The sequence below is a fragment of the Agrobacterium sp. Ap1 genome (assembly GCF_017313375.1).
Taxonomy (GTDB): domain Bacteria; phylum Pseudomonadota; class Alphaproteobacteria; order Rhizobiales; family Rhizobiaceae; genus Neorhizobium; species Neorhizobium cellulosilyticum.
Genome location: NZ_JAFLMY010000002.1, coordinates 272,410 through 294,833 on the forward strand (window position 1 = coordinate 272,410; position 22,424 = coordinate 294,833).

At 60.8% G+C, this 22,424-nt stretch carries 22 protein-coding genes and 1 riboswitch; of the genes, 10 read left to right on the forward strand and 12 right to left on the reverse strand.

Translation table 11 applies throughout. The annotated features are described in order from the left end of the window. Window positions 1-24: 24 nt before the first annotated feature. From JZX87_RS04665 to JZX87_RS04685, 5 genes are all read right to left on the reverse strand, one after another. Window positions 25-591: a DUF6101 family protein gene (locus JZX87_RS04665; RefSeq protein ID WP_148142860.1), complete on the reverse strand. Its 567-nt coding sequence runs from the start codon at window positions 589-591 to the stop codon at window positions 25-27. 315 nt (window positions 592-906) lie between these two features. Next, window positions 907-1,287 carry a winged helix-turn-helix domain-containing protein gene (locus JZX87_RS04670; protein WP_148142859.1) on the reverse strand — a complete coding sequence of 127 codons (381 nt, stop codon included), beginning with the start codon at window positions 1,285-1,287 and terminating at the stop codon, window positions 907-909. Continuing rightward, on the reverse strand, window positions 1,284-2,744 hold the full coding sequence (locus tag JZX87_RS04675) for an FAD-binding oxidoreductase (RefSeq protein ID WP_286194150.1): 1,461 nt from the start codon (window positions 2,742-2,744) through the stop codon (window positions 1,284-1,286). The genes JZX87_RS04670 and JZX87_RS04675 overlap by 4 nt, the downstream gene beginning before the upstream one ends. A 2-nt stretch (window positions 2,745-2,746) precedes the next feature. Beyond that, the gene (locus JZX87_RS04680) at window positions 2,747-3,739 is read right to left on the reverse strand and encodes an L-threonylcarbamoyladenylate synthase (RefSeq protein ID WP_206824187.1); all 993 of its coding nucleotides are present in this window, start codon (window positions 3,737-3,739) and stop codon (window positions 2,747-2,749) included. A 31-nt stretch (window positions 3,740-3,770) separates the two neighbouring features. Beyond that, on the reverse strand, window positions 3,771-4,379 hold the full coding sequence (locus tag JZX87_RS04685) for a DUF6656 family protein (protein ID WP_148142857.1): 609 nt from the start codon (window positions 4,377-4,379) through the stop codon (window positions 3,771-3,773). Window positions 4,380-4,529: 150 nt separating this feature from the next. Further along, window positions 4,530-4,762, forward strand: a riboswitch (cobalamin riboswitch). Between the two features lie 91 nt (window positions 4,763-4,853). On the opposite strand from JZX87_RS04685, the gene JZX87_RS04690 reads away from it, so the two are divergent. Continuing rightward, on the forward strand, window positions 4,854-6,098 hold the full coding sequence (locus JZX87_RS04690; RefSeq protein ID WP_183823039.1) for an aromatic ring-hydroxylating oxygenase subunit alpha: 1,245 nt from the start codon (window positions 4,854-4,856) through the stop codon (window positions 6,096-6,098). 49 nt (window positions 6,099-6,147) lie between these two features. Here JZX87_RS04690 and JZX87_RS04695 read toward each other — a convergent pair whose 3' ends face one another. Continuing rightward, window positions 6,148-7,047: an NmrA/HSCARG family protein gene (locus JZX87_RS04695; RefSeq protein ID WP_206824188.1), complete on the reverse strand. Its 900-nt coding sequence runs from the start codon at window positions 7,045-7,047 to the stop codon at window positions 6,148-6,150. Window positions 7,048-7,137: 90 nt separating this feature from the next. Between JZX87_RS04695 and JZX87_RS04700 the strand changes: the two genes are divergently transcribed. The 3 genes from JZX87_RS04700 (at window position 7,138) to JZX87_RS04710 (ending at window position 8,777) form a co-directional block, all read left to right on the forward strand. After that, window positions 7,138-7,551: a winged helix-turn-helix transcriptional regulator gene (locus JZX87_RS04700; protein WP_502711294.1), complete on the forward strand. Its 414-nt coding sequence runs from the start codon at window positions 7,138-7,140 to the stop codon at window positions 7,549-7,551. A gap of 95 nt (window positions 7,552-7,646) precedes the next feature. Then, a complete protein-coding gene (locus JZX87_RS04705; protein ID WP_148142853.1) occupies window positions 7,647-8,132 on the forward strand; it encodes a BA14K family protein in 486 nt (161 codons plus the stop codon). A 171-nt stretch (window positions 8,133-8,303) separates the two neighbouring features. Then, a complete protein-coding gene (locus JZX87_RS04710; RefSeq protein ID WP_206824191.1) occupies window positions 8,304-8,777 on the forward strand; it encodes a BA14K family protein in 474 nt (157 codons plus the stop codon). Window positions 8,778-8,840: 63 nt separating this feature from the next. On the opposite strand, the gene JZX87_RS04715 is transcribed toward JZX87_RS04710, so the two are convergent. Further along, on the reverse strand, window positions 8,841-9,827 hold the full coding sequence (locus JZX87_RS04715) for a transporter (RefSeq protein ID WP_206824192.1): 987 nt from the start codon (window positions 9,825-9,827) through the stop codon (window positions 8,841-8,843). Between JZX87_RS04715 and JZX87_RS04720 the strand changes: the two genes are divergently transcribed. The 3 genes from JZX87_RS04720 (at window position 9,814) to JZX87_RS04730 (ending at window position 12,827) form a co-directional block, all read left to right on the forward strand. Next, on the forward strand, window positions 9,814-9,984 hold the full coding sequence (locus JZX87_RS04720) for a hypothetical protein (protein ID WP_206824194.1): 171 nt from the start codon (window positions 9,814-9,816) through the stop codon (window positions 9,982-9,984). The genes JZX87_RS04715 and JZX87_RS04720 overlap by 14 nt on opposite strands. Before the next feature lie 76 nt (window positions 9,985-10,060). Next, complete coding sequence (locus tag JZX87_RS04725; RefSeq protein WP_206824197.1) at window positions 10,061-11,878, forward strand: acyl-CoA dehydrogenase family protein; 1,818 nt, start codon at window positions 10,061-10,063, stop codon at window positions 11,876-11,878. Between the two features lie 193 nt (window positions 11,879-12,071). Beyond that, a complete protein-coding gene (locus JZX87_RS04730; RefSeq protein ID WP_206824199.1) occupies window positions 12,072-12,827 on the forward strand; it encodes a crotonase/enoyl-CoA hydratase family protein in 756 nt (251 codons plus the stop codon). A gap of 143 nt (window positions 12,828-12,970) precedes the next feature. Here the strand turns inward: JZX87_RS04730 and JZX87_RS04735 are convergent, their stop codons facing one another. The 3 genes from JZX87_RS04735 to JZX87_RS04745 form a co-directional block, all read right to left on the reverse strand. Continuing rightward, window positions 12,971-14,575 carry a peroxidase family protein gene (locus tag JZX87_RS04735; RefSeq protein ID WP_206824201.1) on the reverse strand — a complete coding sequence of 535 codons (1,605 nt, stop codon included), beginning with the start codon at window positions 14,573-14,575 and terminating at the stop codon, window positions 12,971-12,973. Between the two features lie 189 nt (window positions 14,576-14,764). Next, entirely contained in the window at window positions 14,765-16,009 is a 1,245-nt protein-coding gene (locus JZX87_RS04740; RefSeq protein ID WP_206824202.1) for a class I SAM-dependent RNA methyltransferase, read from the reverse strand. After that, window positions 16,006-16,761: a TlyA family RNA methyltransferase gene (locus JZX87_RS04745; protein ID WP_206824204.1), complete on the reverse strand. Its 756-nt coding sequence runs from the start codon at window positions 16,759-16,761 to the stop codon at window positions 16,006-16,008. Before JZX87_RS04745 ends, JZX87_RS04740 begins: the two co-directional genes overlap by 4 nt. Before the next feature lie 256 nt (window positions 16,762-17,017). On the opposite strand from JZX87_RS04745, the gene JZX87_RS04750 reads away from it, so the two are divergent. The 3 genes from JZX87_RS04750 (at window position 17,018) to JZX87_RS04760 (ending at window position 19,436) form a co-directional block, all read left to right on the forward strand. Further along, window positions 17,018-18,124 (forward strand): OpgC family protein, encoded by a 1,107-nt coding sequence (locus tag JZX87_RS04750; RefSeq protein WP_206824206.1) that lies wholly within the window; start codon window positions 17,018-17,020, stop codon window positions 18,122-18,124. 124 nt (window positions 18,125-18,248) lie between these two features. Beyond that, a complete protein-coding gene (locus tag JZX87_RS04755; RefSeq protein ID WP_206824208.1) occupies window positions 18,249-18,818 on the forward strand; it encodes a cytochrome b in 570 nt (189 codons plus the stop codon). 30 nt (window positions 18,819-18,848) lie between these two features. Then, window positions 18,849-19,436, forward strand: coding sequence for a YceI family protein (locus JZX87_RS04760; protein ID WP_206824210.1), 588 nt, complete (start codon window positions 18,849-18,851; stop codon window positions 19,434-19,436). Between the two features lie 8 nt (window positions 19,437-19,444). Here the strand turns inward: JZX87_RS04760 and dxs are convergent, their stop codons facing one another. Continuing rightward, a complete protein-coding gene (gene dxs / locus JZX87_RS04765) occupies window positions 19,445-21,364 on the reverse strand; it encodes a 1-deoxy-D-xylulose-5-phosphate synthase (RefSeq protein ID WP_206824212.1) in 1,920 nt (639 codons plus the stop codon). Window positions 21,365-21,493: 129 nt separating this feature from the next. Beyond that, window positions 21,494-22,417 carry a pirin family protein gene (locus JZX87_RS04770; RefSeq protein WP_206824213.1) on the reverse strand — a complete coding sequence of 308 codons (924 nt, stop codon included), beginning with the start codon at window positions 22,415-22,417 and terminating at the stop codon, window positions 21,494-21,496. Window positions 22,418-22,424 lie beyond the last annotated feature (7 nt).

Genomic DNA, 22,424 nt, shown 5'->3' on the forward strand with positions numbered 1-22,424 from the left:
GCCTTGCAGGTTCAGGGGACGTTCCTACCGGCGCGCGATGATTTCCCGGCCTTCGATCCTCAGCGCGACGCCGAGGCTGCCGGTCGTGCGGCGAACGAGGAAGCGGGGACGCCTTGCGGCGAAATAGGAGTGACGGCGGCGCTGCTTGGTGCCATGGTTGCGCACGTCGCCGATATGGTTTTCGAGCGGACGGGCAACGCCATCGGCTTCAACCATCAGCATCGGAATATGAAAGGCTTCAGACCACGAGCGCCAGTCGGCTGCGATGTCGCAGAGATCGTGCGCTACGAGAAGCGGGATGCAGAGATCAGGATCGTCGTGATGGAGTTCGAGCGTGACGGTGACTTCACCGTCGCCATGGTCGATCGCACGGGCGGCGACACCCTTGAACGCGCGCGCCGGCAGGGCGAAGGACAGCGGCAGACCGCTACCCGGAAGGATCTTGCGCAGCACGGCGCCGCGCTCGTCGATGGTGATCGTGACATCTCCTGAGGTCTCGCGCAGCGAATAGGTAATCTGCTGCGGAAAACGAGACGGATCGAGCCTCAATGTCGACCCTGCCCAATCGGGCTTCAGAACGGTTTTGCTCATCGCTTTATGCTACCCTTGTTTTACCTGAGAGCCGCTTCCGGTTTCCCGTATTCGTTTCTCTGCGGGACTTTTGTCCTCTGATGGGCTCACATTAGGCGGCGGGGTTGCGAAAACCCCTTAAAAATCGCGGTTAAGGAAAGTTTGCCTTGGTGGATGGTTACCGAATGCCGCAATTATCGCGGTTTCTGAAGGGTGAACGCGTCAGCTTGGATTGAAGGCGTATCGCCGTGAGACACGCCCTTGCGATCGCGTTTTCGGGTCTGTGGAAAACCGTCCGGATCGCCGATTATGCAGGCCGAAAGCCTGGGACAAAAATCAGCTGTCGTCTTTTTTGGAGAAGGGTGTGAAGGCCGCGTCGATATTGGACGACAGCCACGCCAGATCCTCGTCGGCGGCTTTGAGCATGGCGGCTTCCATCCGTCGATAGCGTGAAAGAAGCTCCCGGCCGAACTCGGTAAGGCCGGCCCCACCGCCGCTTTTTCCACCATGGCGGGTAAAGATCGAAGGTTCGCGGAACATCCGGTTAATCTCGTCCGAAAGCAGCCATGCACGCCGGTAGGACATGCCGATCGAAGCTCCGGCGGCGCGGATGGAACCATGTTCCTCGATCAGCTCGAGCAGTTGCGCCTTTCCCGGCCCGAGCCTTACGCCGATATCGAAATCGATGCGGATCGTGGTTTTCCGGATATGGCTCATGGGGCGATGATGACCTTGCCCGGGTTCATGATGCCGGCCGGATCGAAGGATTTCTTGATCCGGGCCATAAGGTCCATCTCGATCGGCGAGCGGACATGCGCAAGCTCGTCCCGCTTCAGCTGGCCGATGCCGTGCTCCGCCGAAATCGAGCCGCCAGCGGCAAGCACGATCCTATGGACGATCTCGTTGATCTCGCGCCAGCGGTCGAGAAACGCTTGTTTGTCGGCACCTACCGGCTGGGAGATGTTGTAGTGGATATTGCCGTCGCCCATATGGCCGAAGGCGCAGACGCGCGCGCCTGGCATGGCGGCGAGAACCGCCGTTTCGGCCTCCGCCATGAATTGGGGAATTTTCGAGACCGGCACGGACACGTCGTGCTTGATCGATCCGCCTTCCGGCTTCTGAGCGCCGGACATGCTTTCGCGCATCGTCCACAGCGCCTTCTGCTGCGCAACCGAGCTGGCAATCACCGCATCGCGTACCAGACCGGCCTCGAAACCCTGCTCCAGCAGCGAATGGACCATGACTTCAGCAGTCTCGGCCGAGTCCGAGGTCGATATGTCGATCAGCACATACCACGGATGCGGTTCCGACAGCGGGTCGCGCACGCCGTCGATATGGCGCGAGGTGAATTCGATGCCGATCCGCGGCATCAGCTCGAAGCCGGTCAGGGCCATGCCGCAAAGTGTCGAGGCCTTGTCGAACAGCGCGAGCGCGTCTTCGGTCGAGGCAACACCGGCAAATGCCACCTGATGACCGACTGGGCGGGGAAAGAGTTTCAGCACGGCACCTGTGATGATGCCGAGCGTGCCTTCCGCACCGATGAAGAGGTCGCGCAGGTCGTAGCCGGTATTGTCCTTCTTCAGCCGACGCAGGCCGTCCCAGATCTCGCCGGTCGGAAGCACGACTTCCAGCCCGAGGCAGAGCTGGCGCATGTTGCCATAGGCAAGCACCGCCGTGCCGCCCGCATTGGTGGAAAGATTGCCGCCGATCCGGCAGGAACCTTCCGATCCGAGCGAAAGCGGAAACAGCCGGTTCACCTCTTCCGCAGCCTTCTGCACGTCGGCAAGAATTGCGCCGCCATCGGCAACCAGCACATTGGCTACCGGATCGACGTCGCGGATGCGGTTCATACGGGCAAGAGAGACGATAACGTCATTGCCGCCGGCGCGTGGTGTCTGTCCGCCGACAAGACCGGTATTGCCGGTCTGCGGCACGATGGCGGTGCCGGTTTCGCTGGCGAGTTTCAGGATCGCCGAGACCTCCTGCGTCGTGGCAGGCTTCAGAAGCAGCGGCGAGGAACCCTTGTAGAGACCACGATCCTCCACCAGATGCGGGGCAAGGCCTGCCGCATCGCGGATCACATTGGCATCTCCGACAATCGCGGCAAAACGGTCGATCAGTCCCGAAGCCATCTCTGAACCGGCCTTTGCGCTCTCGCCTGCTGCATTGTCCATTTTCATTCCTCTCCGTCGCGTGGTGCGGCTGCCCGTCCCAGCCTGTCATTGATCGCTTCGCCCAGTCCCTCGTTCGGGATCGGCGCAACCGCGATGCTTGAGGCACCGCTGGCATCTGCGCGCTTCAAGTATTCGAACAGGTTGGCCGCTGCCTGCGCAAGGTCGGCGGATGGGCTAAGGTCGAGATCGATCGCAGCCTTTTCCGCACCGGCAACCGGCTGGCCACCGAAACGGATCAGCGCTTCGCCCGGTTCGATCGCCGTCGCGTCGAGACGCACGTTAGCGCCCGGCGCATAATGCGAGGCGAGCATGCCCGGCGCCTCGATGATCGCGGCAGGGCCTGAGCGGCGCTCAAGGTCACGCCCGGCAACATCGGCGATATGCATGGCCGCAAGACCACCGGGCCTGAGAAGCAGGATCGCGCCGGTTTCGGGATCGACGCGGATGATCGTCGACTCGACGCCGACTGGCGAAGAGCCGCCGTCGATGATCAGTTGAAGCTTGTCGCCGAGGTCGTCCATCACATGGCGTGCCGAGGTCGGGCTGATCTTGCCGGACGTGTTGGCGCTTGGTGCCGCAAGCGGCCGGCCGAAATCGCGGATCAGGTCGTTGGCAAAACCTTCCGGGCAGCGAAGCCCGACCGTTTCCAGCCCCGCGGTTGCCAGCGGATGGATGGTGCTGTCTTTCCTGAGCGGCAGGACAATGGTCAGCGGACCGGGCCAGAAGGTTTCGGCCAACTTTCTCGACGCCGGATCGAACACCGCGTACCGCTCGGCCATCTCGATATCGCAGACATGGCAGATGAGCGGATTGAACTGCGGACGCCCCTTGGTCTCGTAGATGTGCGAGATCGCATCGGCGCGCGTCGCATCCGCGGCAAGGCCGTAGACCGTTTCGGTCGGAATGGCGACGGGAAAACCGTCATTGAGCACGCGGCTTGCCTCGCTGATGGCGCGCTGGGGCTCATGGGTGATGTTTATGATTTCGGCTGTCATGCCGCTGTCAATACAGCGGAGTGCCCGTGCTTTAAAGCCTTTTGATGATTTCGCGCACTGCGGCACTGGGCGCGCCGAGCATCAGAACGTTGCGCATCGCCTCGCGCGGGCTGTTGGTCTGGAACAGAAGCCCGTTCTTGCGCCATGTCCGGTCGATCCGCGCCTGTTCGCCTGCTTCGCCTTCCACCGCGACGGCGAAATACATGCGGGAATTCCGTGGATTGATTCGGGCGAAAAACACCTCGTCGCCGCCGATCTCGGAAGAGAAGTTGGCGATGTAGAATGACCAGCTGACCATCGCATCCTGCGAAAAGAAGGTACGTGCTGCGGTCACATGGCAATAGCCCAGATGCGGGCTACCCTCCAACGTGCGGTGAAAGATGATCTTCGGCAGGTGGATAGACCGGTGAAAGCTGTTCAGCCGCTTATGCGTGGTTTCGCCGGCCGTTTCGAGCTTCTTGCCTGTCTTTTCAGCCACTTCGTCATGGGTGAGATAGCGACGTTCGTCGGGAACCCAGACAGGGCGGGAGCGTGGAATTCTGCCGGTTCGCAGGAATTCCGTATGGGCATTGCCGCTGCTTGGCGGCATCATCAAGGGCCTGGGCCTGTTGACTTCGTAATAACGGAGCTGTCCTGGCATGGTGGCGGCTCTTCCCAATGAATTTTCAAGAACACTATTAGCAAGACCTTAACAGTCGGTTTCTCCCGCAATCGGATGCTATTGCGCGATCGTCGCCAATGCAGTGGCCGATGTCGCAATGTCGTCTATGCGACAGGCCGGCGTCCCGCTTAAATATGACAAAGCTCAAGGTGCCGCCTCGCTAGGGGAGGCGGAGAATTGGGAAGCCGGCGGGTCGCAGAGATCTATCCGGCGCTGCCCCCGCAACGGTGGTGGAGTTGAAGGCATGGTAGGGGGCGACCCCGGCCACTGGGACAGAGCCGAACGGCCGACCGGGAAGGTGCCATGCAGTCCTTTTGGGACAACTCCTCAGCCCGGAAACCAGCCTGAGCTTGATGACACCGGTCGCGGAGGGCGCACGGGACGGGAATTGGCTGCATTGATTGTTGCCGGCTTGTCCATGCCCTGAAGCTTGCTTGTATTGCGAGGAAGCATATGGACATTCACAATCAGGTTCTGCGGCAGCTGAAGAACCGCCGCGAAGGTTTCAGCCTGGAACAGCCCTTTTATATCGATCCCGATTACTACAAGCTCGATCTCGAGATGATCTGGTATCGCGACTGGCTGTTTGCCGGCCACGATTGCCAGATCAACAAGGCGGGCATGTATTTCACCCTGCAGGTCGGCGACTATCCGGTTCTCGTCATCCGCACGCGCGAGGGCGATATCCGCGCCTATCACAATACCTGCCGCCATCGTGGCCACCGCGTCTGCACCAAGGAAACGGGTTCTGCGACCCGCCTCGTCTGTCCCTATCACCAGTGGACCTACCAGCATGACGGCTCGCTGATGTCGGCCCGTCATATGGGCGAGAATTTCGACAAGAAGCAGTTTGGATTGAAACCCGTCCACTGCCAGGTGGTTGCCGGCTACATCTTTATCTGCCTTGCAAAGGAAGCCCCGGATTTTGCTCCGGTTCGCGCAACGGTCGAGCCTTACATGGCGCCCCATCGCTTGCCCGAAACGAAGGTTGCCGCCCAGAACACGATTATCGAAAAGGGCAACTGGAAGCTCGTCTGGGAAAACAATCGCGAGTGTTATCACTGCGCAGGCAACCATCCGGAACTCTGCCGCACCTACCCGGAAGCGCCGACTGCGACCGGTGTGCAGGGCGCAGGCGACGATCCGTTCATTTCCGAACACTGGAGCCGCTGTGAAGCGGCCGGCCTGCCGAGCACGTTCAACATGTCGCCGGACGGCCAGTTCCGCGTGGCGCGCATGCCGCTGATCGAGGATGCCGAAAGCTACACGATGAACGGCCGGCCCGCAGTTCAACGGTCGCTCTCCGACGACGTGACGATTTCCCATATCGGCACGATGCTTCTGTTCCATTATCCCACCACCTGGAACCATATGCTGGTCGACCACGCGATCTCTTTCCGAGTCATCCCCATCGGGCCGGAAGAGACGGCGGTCACCACCACATGGCTGGTCCACAAGGATGCGGTGGAAGGCGTCGATTACGATGTCGAGCAGCTGACCCATGTCTGGAACATGACCAACGACCAGGACAGGCAGATCGTCGAGGAAAATGCCTTCGGCATCCGCTCTCCCGCCTATGAACCCGGCCCTTATTCCGAGGCGCATGAAGGCGGTGTGATGCAGTTCGTTGAGTGGTATTCGAACTTCATGATCGATCGCCTGCAGGGCAAGGACAGCACGCTTTACGCGGTGGCGTGATGCTGAGCGCTCCTCCGCAATGTGCCGTCAGTTTGCGGAGGAGCCTTTTTTACGCTGAGTGGGACGTATGATCACTCCCGATTACGGCGTCGAAGGCTTGGTGTCCTTGGGTCGCAAGCCAGACCTGAAAGGAAATGATCTCGGGGTTGATCTCGCGCATCGCAGCAAGGTCCACGTGATCCGCCAGCGGGCCGTTATCCAGGATCGCCGCAAGCTGACCAAGATCGCTATTGGCGGCAAGGACTTCATCGGCAAAGCGGGAATAGATGATCGGACGACAAGCGGCTTCGCTGAAGATTTCCCCAAGCTGGCGCCCTGTAACCGTATCGCTCGCGATCTTCATCGTCCGTCCGCTGAACCGTATGCCATCGGCAAAGATCGCGGCGACGAATTTCCCGATGTCTTCCACGGCAATCAGTTGCATCGACTGGTCCGGCCTGAGGAAGAATTTGTACCGGCCTTCTGAAAGGCCGAATGCCGGGTTGATCAGCATATCCATGAATATCATCGGTCTGATTATCGTTGCGGTGACCGGCAGCCGGCGGATATGCGCCTCGATCCGCGGCTTGGCGTCGAAACGGGCGATCCCGGTAGGCGTGTCGCCGGAACTGGCGCCCGAGGAATAGACGAGATGCGCGACGCCGCTTTCGGCCGCAAGATCGGCGATCCCGCACCCTATCCGTACCTCTTCGGCCTCTGACAGGTTGGCCGGTAAGACGCTGAACACGCCATGGACACTGTTCATCCCGGCGCGAAATGTATCGAGATCGGCAAATAATCCTTCAACCAGTTCGGCACCCGCCTGACGAAGGGCGACGGATTTCGGGGCTGCAGTGTCTCGCACAATCGCGCGAACGGGCCATCTTGCCTTCAAAAGCGCTTCGGCGACCGCTCCGCCCTGCCGGCCGGTGGCGCCGAATACCAGGATTGGACGTTTGTCTTCTTTCATCTGAGAACCCTCGTGGTGAACACGGGGTCTCCATATATACTGTTGAAACACAGCCGGAAGACGGCACTATTTTCAGCCTCGGGCACACGGGTGATACTCTTGGACAATTCAGGTCAGAGCAAAACCGAAAGGCAGGTGACGCGCGATCAGGCTTTCCTGCCGCAACCTGCAAACGGAGTATGCGGGCGTCTGGGTGACAAGTGGACGGTTCAGGTCATCTGGCGCCTCTCGCTTGCAGAGGGTCGAAGGCTCCGTTTTTCGCATCTGAAAAGGGAAATCGACGGCATCACGCAGCGCATGCTGACACTGACGCTACGCGGCCTGGAACGCGATGGTTTCGTCAGGCGACACTATTTTCCCGAGGTGCCGCCGCGCGTCGAATACGAGCTGACCGAATTGGGGGCCGGCATACTGGCGTCTCTTCAGGCGCTGAATTTCTGGATCAGGGACAACTTCTCCCGCATCGAGGAAAACCGGCGCGTTTTCGACGAAGCCGGCGAATAGGGTATCTGGCATTCCTCTGCCAGGGAATATGGCGTGGAACAAATCGGCATGTATCACGTTCTAAATCGCTGATTATATGTCGAGGAAACATTCCCATGAACGCATTCCGCATGCGCATCGCCACCGCCTTAACGGCAGCGGCCGTTCTTGCTACGAGTTTTGTTCCGGTTTCGGCCGCACCTGTGATGCCGGTGGCACCGATGGCGGTGCAGGCCTCCGCCAGCCAGGCGACCGAGGTCCAATACCGTCGCGACGATCGTGACCGCCGCTATTATCGCCATGATCGCGATCGCCGTCACTACCGCCATGATCGACGCGCCTATCGGGAAGGATATTACAACGGCCATCGCGGATATCGCGAGCGCCGCCAAGGCTATCGGTATCACAACGGTTACTGGTTCCCGCTAGCAGCATTCGGTGCCGCTGCGATTATCGGCGGCGCCATCGCCAACCAGCCGCGTGCTTCGGGGGGCAGCCATTATCAGTGGTGCGCCAATCGCTACCGGACCTATCGCGCTTCGGATAATACCTATGTCGCCAGCGCCGGCGTCCGCCGCTCTTGCGTTTCGCCTTACAGGTAAGCGGATATCATGACGAACAAGCCCGGACGCTCACGCGGCCGGGCTTTCACATTTCCGCGCATAGCATGCATTCAGGATAAAAATCCTAGCGTTGGAATGTTTGTTGACTATCCTGTGAGTTGGTGGCGCGGGAGGCGTCACCTCTTCAACTAAGGGAATGGAGAGTACGAAATGACTCTGTTCAAGAAATTTGCCGTTGCAGCTGTTTCAGCCGTCGTTCTTGCTGGATCACTCGGAACCGCGCAGGCGCTGCCGCTGCCAGCCGCACCGAATGCGCAGGTCGTATCCGACGTAAGCAACGTGCAATATTATCGCGACCGCGGCTGGCGTGGCGATGGCCCGCGCCGCGGCTGGTACGGAGGTCATCGCGGTTACCGCTATCACCGTGACGGATATCGTCGTCACAACGATGGCTACTGGTATCCGCTTGCAGCCTTCGGCGCCGGCGCGATCATCGGAGGAGCGATCGCTTCGCAGCCACGTTATGTCGAGCCTGCACCAAGGCCTGCCTATAGCGGCGGAGGCGGCTTGAACCCGCGCCATTATGAATGGTGCGCGGGCCGCTACCGGTCCTATGACAGCTATTCGAACTCGTTCCAGCCGTATAACGGCCCGCGCCAGACCTGTTATTCGCCCTACTACTGAGTGGGGCCTTGAAATGGCATGAGAGATCAGCCCGCGCTTCGGCGCGGGTTTTTCATTTGCGCTTTACAGAATGCCGACGCGCCTCAGCAGCCACCACGCGGCGGCGACCGAAAGCCCGATCGCGCCGAAGGCGAACAGGGTGCCATGCTCCAGATGCGCAAATGGCAGCCCCTCCGTATTCATCCCGAAAAAGCCGGTGACCAGTGACGGCGGCAACAGGAAGGCCGTCATCAGCGACAGGATGTAGAGGTGGCGGTTGGTTTCCGACGAAAGCTTGGAATCGATTTCCTCATGCAGCAGCCGCGCCCGTTCCTGCAGCGCATAGACGTCATGATCGACCGCTTCCAGACGGCTGATCAGCCGCGCCGCCGCATCGTCGAACCCGTCCGGCATCTCGTCCTCGTCGGAAGCTGCGGCCCGTCGCATCAGGGTCAGCACCGTTCGTAAATGCCGGTGAAGCCGAACGACGGTGCGGCGCACCGGCGCAAGCTTGCGGCGCTCGTCACGCGGTGCGTTGTCGTAGACGAAATCCTCGATCAGGTTCAGCTCTTCCGTCAGCTCCATGACGAGCGAGATCAGCGTCCGCTGGAATTCGGCAACCAGCGTCTCGAACACATCGATCGGCCGTTTGAAGCGTGCCGCATTCTTCTCCATCTGCGCCTTGAGCCGGTCGATGGAGCGCAGCGGCTGCAGCCGTGTGGTGATGATGATGCGATCCGAGACGAAGAAATGCAGCCAGCCGATATCGCGCGTCTCGCTGTCGAACTCCTTCTGGAAGTCGATCAGCGTGCCGTAGATCAGCTGTTCGTCGAGAATGATCGCCGCATGGGTGTCGCGCGTGGTGAGAGCCGCAAGCACCGGCGGCGTCACGCCGGGCAGGTTTTCCAGGAAGGCCGGCACCCGGCTGTCGGCGAGGTTCAGATGCAGCCACAGGAAACCATCTTCCGTATCCAGCTCTCTGGCCGTCGTTTCAAGCGGCAGCCGTGCGCAGGAGCGCGTCGGCGCATCAAAACGGTAGGCCCAGACGAGACCGGGAATGGCAGGCGTCATCAGCGGTGGCGGTGTCCATCGGCGGAACTCCGGTATCCTGAAGACCTTCTACGACAAACTCGCGAAAGAATCTTTATCGCCCCTGCCATCCTGCATTTTATCATTTCTCTTTCCCCTCATGCGCGTCTGCTTCATGATGGAACAACCTGCCGATTGACAATCTCCCTTACGTTTACGTAAAAGGAATTACTTGTCCGGAGAGGCAAGGCTGCACGGCTGATGAGGAGGATCATATGTACAGCGCCCCGGTGGAGGAGATTGCCTTCACGTTGAACCATGTTGCCGGTCTTTCCGCGGCCCTGGAGGAGGGGCGCTTCGGCGACCTCAGCGGTGATCTGGTGGCGGCAATCCTTGAGGAAGCCGGACGCTTCGCCTCGAGCGAGATCGCGCCGCTCGGCGAGAAGGGCGACCGTGAGGGTGCAAAACTCGAAGACGGCGAGGTGACGACGCCGAAGGCCTGGCCCGATCTTTACCGCCGCTGGCGCGATGGCGGCTGGAACGGGCTGACCGCGCCGGAAGCCTTTGGCGGCCAGAACCTGCCGCATATGCTCAATGTCGCAGCGCTAGAAATGTGGAACTCAGCCTCAATGGCCTTCGCGCTGGCCCCGACACTGACGATGGGCGCGATCGAGGCGCTCGCAGCCCACGGCTCGGATGAACTCAAGCAGGTCTTTCTGAAAAAGATGGTGTCCGGCGAGTGGACCGGCACGATGAACCTAACGGAACCGCATGCCGGCTCCGATCTCGGGGTGCTGAAGACCCGCGCGGAGCCGCGCGACGACGGCACCTATCGCATCTTCGGCCAGAAGATTTTCATCACCTGGGGCGAACATGACGCCGCCGACAACATCATCCATCTGGTCCTCGCCCGTTTGGCGGACGCACCGGCCGGAACGCGCGGCATCTCGCTGTTTCTGGTGCCGAAATTCCTGGTCAACGAGGATGGATCGCTCGGCGAGCGCAACGACGTTCTCTGCCACTCGATCGAGCACAAGCTCGGCATTCATGGTTCGCCCACCTGCACGATGATTTTCGGCGATGGCCGGTTCGGCGAGGAATGGGGTGCTGTCGGTTATCTGGTCGGCGAGGAAAACAAGGGGCTCGCCTGCATGTTCACGATGATGAACAACGCACGCCTCGCCGTCGGCATCCAGGGTGTCGCGATTGCCGAAGCCGCGACCCAGAAGGCCATCGCCTTCGCCAAGGAACGCACGCAGGGCAAGGCGCCCAACCGGTCGGGAAACGATAAAAGCGGCGTCCAGAACGGGGGCCAGAACAGCGGGATGAGCCCGATCATCGAGCATCCGGATGTCGCCCAGATGCTTTTGACCATGAAGGCGCTGACCCAAGGTGCGCGGGCGATTTGTTATGCCTGCGCCCATGCCACCGACATGTCCCATCATCATGAGGGTGAAGAGGCCAAAAATTGGGCAGAGCGTGCGGCCCTGCTGACCCCGATCGCCAAATCCTTCTCCACCGATATCGGCGTCGATGTCGCCTCGCTTGGCATTCAGGTCCATGGAGGAATGGGCTTCATCGAAGAGACCGGTGCGGCGCGTTATCTGCGCGATGCCCGCATCGCCCCGATCTATGAAGGCACAAACGGCATTCAGGCGATCGACCTCGTCACCCGCAAACTGCCGCTTTCCGGCGGCGATCAGGTGAAGGGGCTGCTCGCCGAACTGAAGCAGGTGGCCGAAGAGGTCGCAGCCCGCAACGATCCCGACTTCGGCGAAACTGGTGACCGGCTCCGGGCCGCGATCGCTGCTCTGGAGGCTGCAACCGCATGGTTGCTGGTGGCACAGGCGGATGGCCGCACGGCCGATGCTCTGGCAGGAGCGACGCCCTATCAGCGCCTCTTCGGCCTCGTCCTGACCGGTGTTTACCTCGCCAAGGGCGGGCTGGTGGCCGTCGATAACGGCGAGGGGAACGGGCGTGTCAGCCTCTGCCGCTTCATGGCGGAAAACCTGCTTGCAGAAACCTCGGCGCTCAAGGATCGCGTCATCGCCGGCTCCGCCAGCCTTTCCGCCGCCCGCAGCCTGCTGGACTAGATAGGATCCCTTCAACAGGGTGGCTGACTATAAAAGACCCCGCCCCAACCCCTCCCCACAAGGGGGAGGGGCTTAACCTAGCCGCAGCCTCCAAGCTTCGATTGATTGGTGAGGGTGCCGCAGGTCTTCTCCCCCCTTGTGGGGGAGATGGCCGGCAGGCCAGAGGGGGATCGTCACGGATAGAGGAGTTAACTTGACCGAACATATCATCGTCGAGCGTACCGACGCCTATCCCGGCGTTCTGATCATCCGCTTCAACCGGCCGGAAAAGAAGAACGCCATCACCTCGGCCATGTATCAGCGCATGACGGCGGCGCTCGAAGAGGCCAATACCGATGACGAGGTGAAGGCCGTCGTGTTTCTCGGCACCGAAGGCTGTTTTTCCGCCGGCAACGACATGGGCGATTTCGTCGGTTATGCGATGTCGGGCACCACGGAGCCGCCGGCCGGAGCCCTGTTCATCAAGGCGCTGGCACTGGCCGAAAAGCCGCTCGTCTCCGGTGTTGACGGGCTGGCGATCGGCATCGGCACGACGCTCAATCTTCACTGCGACCTGACGGTTGCCTCCGGCCGCAGCCTGTTCAAGACGCCCTTCGTTGATCTGGCGCTTGTTCCCGAAGCCGCATCGAGCCTGCTTGCGCCGAGGATCATCGGCCATCAACGGGCCTTCGCGCTTCTGGTGGCCGGCGAAGGCTTTTCCGCCGAGGCAGCACTCGAAGCCGGCATGATCTGGAAGGTCGTCGCTCCGAACGCGGTGGAAATGGAAGCGCTGGCAATCGGCGCAGAACTGGGCAAGAAACCGCCGCAGGCGCTGCAGATTGCCCGCGATCTCGTCCGCGGTCCGCGCGATGAGGTTCTGGCGCGGATCGATCAGGAACTCGTGCATTTTTCCGCCCGGCTGAAAAGCGCCGAGGCGCGGGCGGCCTTCGAGGCTTTCCTTCGTCGTTGAAGCAATTTCAGCAAAAGTGGGAACCGGTTTTGCGTCCGGAATTGCTACTGGAATAAGATCAGCCTGCCGATGCGACCGTGACGTCGGCACCGGCAGGCCTTGCCTGCGGGCGGGCAGGCAATCTCGGCGGCAATCTTGGTTGTTTACGGTTGCGGCTCCAGTACCTGTTCGAGCGCGGTGCCGACCGGGTTGATATCGCCGACGAAGCGGATCAGGTCTGCCATGGTGAAATGCCCGGCCTTGGCGCTCGGCAGCTCCGGCTTCCAGTCGGACTGCTGCCAGAGGAAGGAATTATGGTCGCCATGCACCATGCCGAGAAAGGTCTCGGCGACGATGGTCGAGGCCATCGGGCCGAGGCGTTCGCCCTTGTGGTAATGCTCCGCCTCTTTCAGCGCATAATACCAGAGCGGCGTTTCCTCATGCAGCCCATGTTTCTTGGCCGCCTTGCCGTCCGGCCCGGTCGCGACCTGCGCCGGTTTGAGCGGTGTGAGGCCCATCGCCCGACAGACCGCCTGGCCGGATGGAAGCCCGATCTGCACGCCGCGGCGCAGGTTGCGGAAGGCGAGGTTGAATTCCCGCACCAACTGCGGCGGGGCCTCGGGTATCAGTCCCGGCAGCGTATGCAGCGCCGGTGTCAGCAACGGGTCGAGACGGCGGCTGTGGTTGAGCGCGAAGTTGCCGCCGGCCGGCGTGCCGAGATCGAAATAACGCCGCCAGTCGATCACCCAGTTGGATGGCAGTGTGTTCTGCGCGGAAGGTGGCGGGGCGGGTGGTACGGGCGCGAGTTCGCCGGTGATCGATCCTGATTTTCCGGTAAAGAAGAACAGGAGACCCAGCGTGCCGTTGGCGATCGAATCCGCCGTCGGGTTGAACACCTGGTTATGGCTGTAGGTCTGTCGCACCATCGAATGCCCGAGCCGGTAACAGGCAGCGGCAAATTCTGCCGGCATGTAGGGTCGCTGCTTGAACCGGTAGAAACGCCGGCCCTGACGCTTGATCTTCTGGATCAGGCCCGGCTCGGTCAGCCGCTCGACGAAATCGAACAGCACGATCCACTGGTAATGCCAGGTGACGATCCGCCTGGTTTCCTTGAACCGCGCGTCGTCGCTGAGGCCGGGATTTGCGGCGACCACCCTGTCGAACACCTTGTTGTGGAACTTCAGCATCAGAAGATGCATCTGCGCCACCAAAAGGTTCTCGTCATTGCGCTCGTCGAAGATCAGCGCATGTCCGACCTGATTACGCGGCAGGTCGTTGGGCAGTGTCGGGATGGAGCGGCCATTCTGGTCGGGTGATTGCGCCGCATGTCCGATCAGCATCTTGCCGATGATCTTCGGTTTGGCGGGATCGCGCTGGTAGAGATAGGGATGGATGCCCGGCCCGTCGCCATAAAGCGAATCGAGGTCGAGCGCCGGTGTGCGGAAATTCACCGTCGCCAGCGGATCGGCCTTCTGCTGGTCGAGCGGCGTCGTGTCCAGCGTGATGTCGTGGTCGATGAACTGGCCGAGATAGGTATAACCCGCCGGGATGTTCATGTTGTCGCCGGCGGGATCGGGATTGCCCGCCGCATCGAGCTTGTCCAGCATCGCCGCCGCCAGTTCCGCCAGAGCATCGTCGCTGGCGGAAAGCGGCAACAGATTTGGAAACATCACCCCGAATTTTCCGGGATCGCCGATCCCGTCGAAGGAATGCAGCGTCTCCGGTTTCATGCCGCGCACGCCATGCCCATGCATCGCTACGTCTGTCATGATTTCCCCTCCCGTCGCAGCAAAGCAAGTCATTTGCTTCCACAGGCTGCGAGGCGGCGAAATATGCTCTCGTCCTAATGTTCGGTAAATCGGAGGGAATTCAAAAGTGCCGAAAGCAATACCGGAACGTGTAACTTCGCGGCACTTCAGAATGAGCCTGCCCCGAACTGGGGCGAGGTTTGCGTCAGATTAACGCGAAAGCAGCGCCACGGCTTCCACATGCGGCGACCAGAGGAACTGGTCGATCGGCGTCACCGACTTGATGCGATAGCCCGCATCGACGAGAATTTTGAGGTCTCGCGCAAGTGTCGCAGGGTTGCAGGAAACGGCCACGACCGTCTTGATCCCGGAGCGGACAAGCTCCTTCACCTGAACTTCGGCGCCGGCGCGCGGCGGGTCGAAGACCGCCGCATCATAGACCTTCAGTTCCTGCGCCATCATCGGACGACGGAAGAGGTCGCGCTTTTCCACCGTGACCGGTTTCAGCCCCTGCGTGTTGCGCGCCGCAAGATCGAGCGCCTTGATAGACTTGTCCTCGCCCTCGACCGCATGCACCTTCGCCTTGCGGGCGATCCTGAGCGAAAACGTACCCGAGCCGGCAAACAGGTCGATCACCCGCTTGGCCTTGCCGAGATGGTTCATCACCAGCTCCGCCATCGCCTCTTCCGCAGGCTTGGTCGCCTGTGTGAAGGCTCCGGGCGGCGGCGACACGTTGACACCGCCGAAATCGATGACCGGCTTCGTCGGTTCGAGAATGATCTCGCCATTCACCGAAACCCGCGCAATGCCTTTCAGCGAAAGCACGGCTTCGGTCACGGCACGACGCTGTTTGTCGTCGAGCTTTTTCAGTCCATCAGCCGCCAGATCAAGCCCGGATAGCGTCTCGAGCACCGTCAGGTGGAAGCTCTCGGACCCTTGAGCAAGCGCTGCCGCCACTGTGCGGATCGCGGGAAGCCTCGCCACGATACCGGGCGAGGTGATGGGACATTCCTCGATTGATACGATGTGGTTGGTCTCGGCGCGGTTGAAACCGAGCAGCAGCTCCTTCTCGGTGCGGCGCACGGAAAATACGGCGCGGCGTCGCTCGCCGGGATGGCACGCAATGGTCTCCCCGACTTCCGGTGTCAGCCCGCGCGCCTTCAGCGCATCGATCACGAGTTCACGCTTGAAAGCGTTATAGGCCGGTGCCGCCAGATGCTGCAGCGAACAGCCGCCGCAATTGTCGCCATCGGGATTGAAATGCCGACAGACCGGTTCGATCCGGTCCGGCGAGACATTGGAGGTCGACATGACGGTGCCGTAATCGCCATTGCGCGCGATTGCCAACGTTTCGCCGGGCAGCGCGTAAGGCACATAAACCGGCCCGTATTCACTTTCGGCAACGCCATGGCCCTGTGCGCCGAGCTTTTCGATCGTGACGGTGACCGTACTCATGATGGCTTCCTTCCGCCAAGCAGGAATTCGACATTGCCGTCGCCGCCAGCGATCGGCGAGGGGATCATCCCGAGACTTTCCCACTCCATCTCTTCGACGAGCCAGCGCTCCAGTTCGGCGGCAACGTCCGGCGCCGTTTCCGGCTGTTTCAGCATGCCGCCCTTGCCGACATTCTCGCGTCCCGCTTCGAACTGCGGCTTGACCAGAAGCACGCAATGGCTGCCCGGTTCCGCCAGTTCGAGCGCCGGCGGCAGGGCAAGCTTCAGCGAGATGAACGAGACGTCGGAAACGATGAAATCGACCGGCTCGTCATCGATGTCGTCCGCCGTCATCTCGCGGGCATTCAGTCCCTCGATATTGGTGACGCGCTCATCGCTGAGCAACCGCTCGTGCATCTGGTCATGGCCGACATCGACGGCGATGACATGCGCCGCACCGCGCTCCAGGAGAACCTGGGTAAATCCACCCGTCGAAGCTCCGACGTCGAGGCAGGTCAGGCCTTCCGGGTCGAGGCCGAAATGGTCGAGTGCCGCAATCAGTTTCAGCGCCGCGCGCGAGACATAGGTGCTGGCCGGATCATCGACGACGATCTCGGCTTCCACTGAAACGGTCTGCGCCGGTTTGGTTACGACCTTGCCGTCGACCTTCACGGTGCCGCGCGCAATCGCGTCGCGTGCCCGCGAGCGGCTGTCAAAAAGGTTGAGTGTGACCAGCAGCTGGTCGAGACGGACGGATGAGGAGTGTTGGTTCATGCGGCTCTCTTGGCGGTTTCCGTGTCGCAAGGCAAGCAATTCCAGCAAAAGCAGGTATCGGTTCCGCCTCCGGATTGGAGCAAAAGCGAAACAGACAGGCGATCGCGCCGTGCCCCCAGCAATAGGCAGAGAATCCCGAAATCGGCCATAAGTCGGAGATCTGTAAAATGAGTATGAGTTCTTCAAGCGGCCGGTAGTGATTTTTCGCTAGGAACGAGCCAGCGGCATTGGTGATGATTGTGTCGCGGAGACACCCATGGGAATTCAACGCGAAGTCAGGATCGATCTGTTACGCGGCATGACGCTGCTGCTGATTTTTATTGGCCACGCCGAATTCACCTTTTCCGCCACGTTCCAACATTCGCGCGGCTTTGCCGATGCGTCGGAGCTATTCGTGCTGCTCGCCGGCATGTCTTCGGCGCTTGCCTATTATCGCCCGAATGCCGGTCTCTCTCTGTCGCGCCCCTGGCGCCGTGCATGGCGCATCTATCTCGCATACCTGCTGCTTTTCCTGATCATGGCGGCATTCGCGTCGCTGCTGGCGATCGAATATGCTCATACCAGCGCGGTCAGTGATATGGCCGGCTTTCTCAACGAGCCGGTCCGGCGTGGGGTACAGGCCGCGCTACTGGCCTACATGCCCGGAGATCTTGACATTTTGCCGATGTATATCGTGCTCATGCTCTGGGTTCCGTTCGTCTTCCTGCTTCACGATCGTTCCCCGACACTGCTGATAGGGCTTTCGACGCTCATTTGGATCGTCGCGGGTCGTGGGCACGTCAACTTTGCGAACCTGGCGCTGGAAAGCGGGCATTGGTACTTCGATCCGCTTTCCTGGCAGCTGATCTTCACCATCGGCGTCGTGCTCGGTATCCGCATCAAGACCGGTCGGGATCCCTTGCCCTATGACCGCAAGGCGTTCTTCCTTGCGGCAGGCTTCGCCATCATCGCCATCCCGGTAAACCTCGTCTATTTCCTGGCATGGCTGCAGCCGCCTTATCCCGGTTTCTACAAGGAACTGATTTCGAAAACCAATAGCGGGCCGTTGCGCATCGCCGACGCGCTGGCCATCCTCTATCTCGCCTGGAAGATGGATTTTGTGAAAAAGGCAGCAGGATGGGTATGGCTGCGGCACGTTTCGATGATCGGTCGCCACAGCCTGCCGATCTTTTCGATGGGTATCGTTTTTTCTACCTCGGCAAGCGTCTATATGGACCTGCACCCGCAGGCGTCGCTTGGCGCCCAGATGATTATCCTTGTTGCGGGCTGCGCCGCACATCTGGCGCTTGGCTGGTTTCTCGAAAGGAAAAGGCTGCGCGCTTCTTCCGACCGCCTGCAGCTTGGCGGAGCTAATCCGGCTTGACCGGAATACCGGCCGATTTATCGTTATCTGCTAGGTATGATTTGAGGCGACGCAAGTGATTGTGAGTTGAAGCAACCACCGGCCAGGCGCAAAGCTGTTTGTTCAGGCATCGGGAAAGCCAGCCATGCGCCGTCATGCCAAAGGCCTTGATCGATATAACTTTGTGACGATCACGCTCCATTGGCTGGTCGCCCTGCTGATCCTCGGGTTGATCGTGCTTGGTTTCGCGATGACGCGCCGTTCCGTCGATCCGGCTCTGCAGTTCTCATTGTTTCAGTGGCACAAGTCTTTCGGCATGCTGGCTCTGCTTGTGTCTCTGGTGCGGCTTGCCTACTCGCTGTTTAGCCCCCGACCGAAACCGATCGCCGAGATGAGCGCTCTCGAACATGGGGCCGCGCGCGTCATGCATCATCTGCTGCTTTTGCTGGCGCTTGCCGTGCCGCTCGCAGGCTGGATGATAGCCTCGGTGTCTACGTTGGAGATACCGACATTTGCTTTTGATCTCGTCGTCATCCCGCATCTGCCGGTGGCAAAGTCCGATGCTGCCGAAGCCTGGTGGACGACGGCGCACGCCGTGCTCGCCTATCTCGTCCTCGCACTGGTGGCGCTGCATGCCGGCGCTGCGCTTTACCACCACTATATAAGGCGCGATGCCGTTCTGATCCGCATGCTCGGCCTTCGCGGCCATCGATAAGGCAAGGATTCGTCAGGGAGGTGACGTATCATGATCCGAGGGACATCAATTCTAACCGCAATAGTTCTCTATTCGTCATCGGCGCCACTTGCCCCCGCGGCGCCAAGCGTCCCAAATCTCACCGAAGCGGCGGGGCGTTACACCATCACCGGCTCATCCGATATCCGCTTTCAGGTCGATCAGGTCGGCGGTGGCGGTATCAAGGGACGCTTTGGCAGGTTCTCCGGCAATTTCAATCTGAAGGCAGGCGACTTGAGCCATGCGGTGGTGAATTTTGAACTGGAGCCGCAAAGTGTCAGCACCGGCCAGGCAAGGGTCGATACCTTCCTGCGTTCGAGTGCCGTGTTCGATACCGACAATTACGACAGGATTACCTTTCGTTCCAATCGTGTCGAGCAAACCGGTCCGGATAGCGCCCACATCACCGGCACGCTAACTGCCAAAGGGCATAGTGCAGCGGAAAGTTTCGATGTCAGGTTGACGTCGTGGAACGGCCGCATGATCGGATTTACCGTCAGCGGCCGGATACTGCGGTCGCATTACGCCATGGATGTCGGCACGCCGATCTATTCCAACGTGGTGGAATTCGACATGCTGGTAGAAGGTCAGCGAAACTGAGGCGTGGCTTATCCTGCAGCGCCCACGCCGATCACTGTCTTGCCGAGCGCGCCGAACACGGTCCTGACGATGCCGGCGCGGTCGAGACCGGCCTTGGCATACATCACGTCCGGGCTTGCCTGTTCCATCCAGATATCCGGAAGAACCATAGAGCGGACCTTCAGGCCATGATCGAGCAGGCCCTCGGAGCTCATGAACTGCAGAACATGGCTGCCGAAACCGCCGACAGCACCTTCCTCGATGGTGATCAGCACCTCGTGGTGGCGGGCAAGCTGGCGGATCAGGTCATGATCGAGCGGCTTGGCGAAGCGCGCATCCGCAACCGTCGTCGAAAGGCCGGCGGCCTCAAGATCCTCGGCAGCAAGTAGACAGTCTTTCAACCGCGTGCCGAAAGATAAAACCGCAACCTTGGAGCCTTCCCTGACGATGCGGCCCTTGCCGATCTCAAGGATTTCACCGCGTTCCGGCAGTTCGACGCCGACGCCTTCGCCGCGCGGATAACGAAACGAGATCGGGCCGTCGTCATAGGCGACGGCGGTGCGCACCATGTGTTTCAGCTCCGCCTCGTCGGCGGCGGCCATGACGACCATGTTCGGCAGCGTGGCGAGGAATGTCGTGTCGAAAGAACCGGCATGGGTCGGGCCGTCGGCGCCGACGAAACCGGCGCGATCGATCGGGAAACGAACCGGCAGACCCTGGATCGCCACGTCATGCACAACCTGGTCGTAACCACGCTGCAGGAAGGTGGAATAGATGGCGCAGAACGGCTTGAAGCCCTCGGTCGCCAAACCGGCGGCAAAGGTCACCGCATGCTGCTCGGCAATGCCGACATCAAAGGTGCGCGACGGATAGGCCTGTTGCAGCTTGCTAAGCCCAGTTCCATCGGGCATCGCAGCGGTGATGCCGACTATTCTGTCGTCAAAGCCTGCTTCCTGCACCAGAGCATCACCGAAGACGCTCGTATAGGAGGGGGCATTCGGCTTGGCCTTGGCCTGTGCGCCGGTGATGACGTCGAACTTGTTGACGCCGTGATATTTGTCGGCCGCAGCTTCCGCCGGCGGATAACCCTTGCCCTTCTGGGTGACGACATGGATCAGCACCGGGCCATGGGCATTGTCGCGCACATTGCGCAGGACCGGCAGGAGATGGTCGAAGGAATGACCATCGATCGGGCCGATATGGTAGAAGCCGAGTTCCTCGAACATCGTACCGCCGGTCACGTAACCGCGTGCATGTTCGACGGCACGGGTGATCGCGCGGTCGACGGAACGGCCGAGATAGCCGGTCAGCTTCTTGCCCATTTCGCGCACGCCCATATAGGCGCGGCCGGAGGCAAGGCGCGCCAGATAGGCGCTCATCGCGCCGGTCGGCGGGGCAATCGACATGTCGTTGTCGTTGAGAATGACGATCAGCCGGGCATCCAGCGCGCCGGCATTGTTCAGCGCTTCAAACGCCATGCCGGCCGACATCGAGCCGTCGCCGATGATCGAGATCACGTTGCGCTTCTTGCCCGCAAGCTCCGAGCCGACCGCCATGCCGAGACCGGCCGAAATCGAGGTGGAGGAATGCGCGGCGCCAAAGGGATCGTATTCGCTTTCCGCCCGGCGGGTGAAGCCGGAAAGACCGTCTTCCTGGCGCAGCGTGCGGATCCGGTCGCGGCGGCCGGTCAGGATCTTGTGCGGATAACACTGGTGGCCGACATCGAAGATCAGCCGGTCTTCAGGCGTGTTGAAAACCTTGTGGATAGCGATCGTCAATTCGACGACGCCAAGTCCGGCACCCAGGTGACCGCCCGTTTTCGACACCGCATCGATCATCTCGTCGCGCACTTCACGGGCAAGCTTGGGCAGGTCGCGATCATCGACTTTCTTCAGATCTGCGGGGAGCTTGACGGTGTCGAGCAGCGGCGTCGCGGGCAGGGAAGTCACGGAAGCTGGCTTTCTCTTCTTGTTTTCTTGGAAGTCGTTTCGTCCCAAAAGATGAGCAGAAAACGGCTTTTTTCAAGTTTTACGAACATCCGGTTCTAATCGATTTTAGCTGCCGGGCAAGCGGAAAGCCTATGGCGAGGGCAAAGGAACGAACTCTTCCTCGTCGCCCGGAACGATGTCGAACCGGCCCGTTCGCCACTCTTCCTTGGCTTTTTCGATCCGTTCCTTCGAGGAGGAGACGAAGTTCCACCAGATATAACGCTTGGAATTGAGTGCCGCACCTCCGAACAGCATGACATGACAGCCAAGTGGCCCGGCCCGAAGCGTGATCTCGTCACCGGCGCGAAACACCAGCAGCTGATCGGCCGCGAACCGGTCACCGGCGATCTCCAGCTCGCCAGCGAGGATGTAAAGCGCGCGTTCCTCATGGCCGGCGCCGAATGGAAAACTCTTGCCCGGCTCTAGCCGCAGGTCGACATAAAGCGTGTCGGTAAAGGTCGAAACCGGCGAGGAAAGTCCCTCGAATGCGCCGATCACCACGCGCCCATGCGCGCCGTCCCATTCGATTTCGGGCATCACCTCCCGGCCGGTATGGGCAAAGGCGGGGTCGATTTCTTCCTTGTTGTCCGGCAGCGCCAGCCAAGTTTGCAGCCCGGACATCGACAGCGGATGCCCGCGCAGGTTCTCCGGTGTACGTTCCGAATGCGTAATGCCGCGCCCCGCCGTCATCAGGTTGATGTCGCCGGGCTTGATCACCAGTTCGGTGCCCAGACTGTCGCGATGCTTGATCTCGCCGTCGAACAGATAAGTGACGGTCGAAAGCCCGATATGCGGATGCGGCTTCACATCCAGCGCCTCGTCGGGCTTGAGGATGGCCGGTCCCATGCGGTCGAAGAAGATGAACGGCCCGACCAACCGTCGCTGCCGGCTCGGCAACGCGCGCCTGACCGAAAACCCGCCGATATCGGAAGAACGCGGGATGATCAGGTTCTCGATCGCATCACAGGCAAAGGCATCGCCGGGGGCGGGGTCTGTTCCGGGGAAAAAGGACATGCGGCCT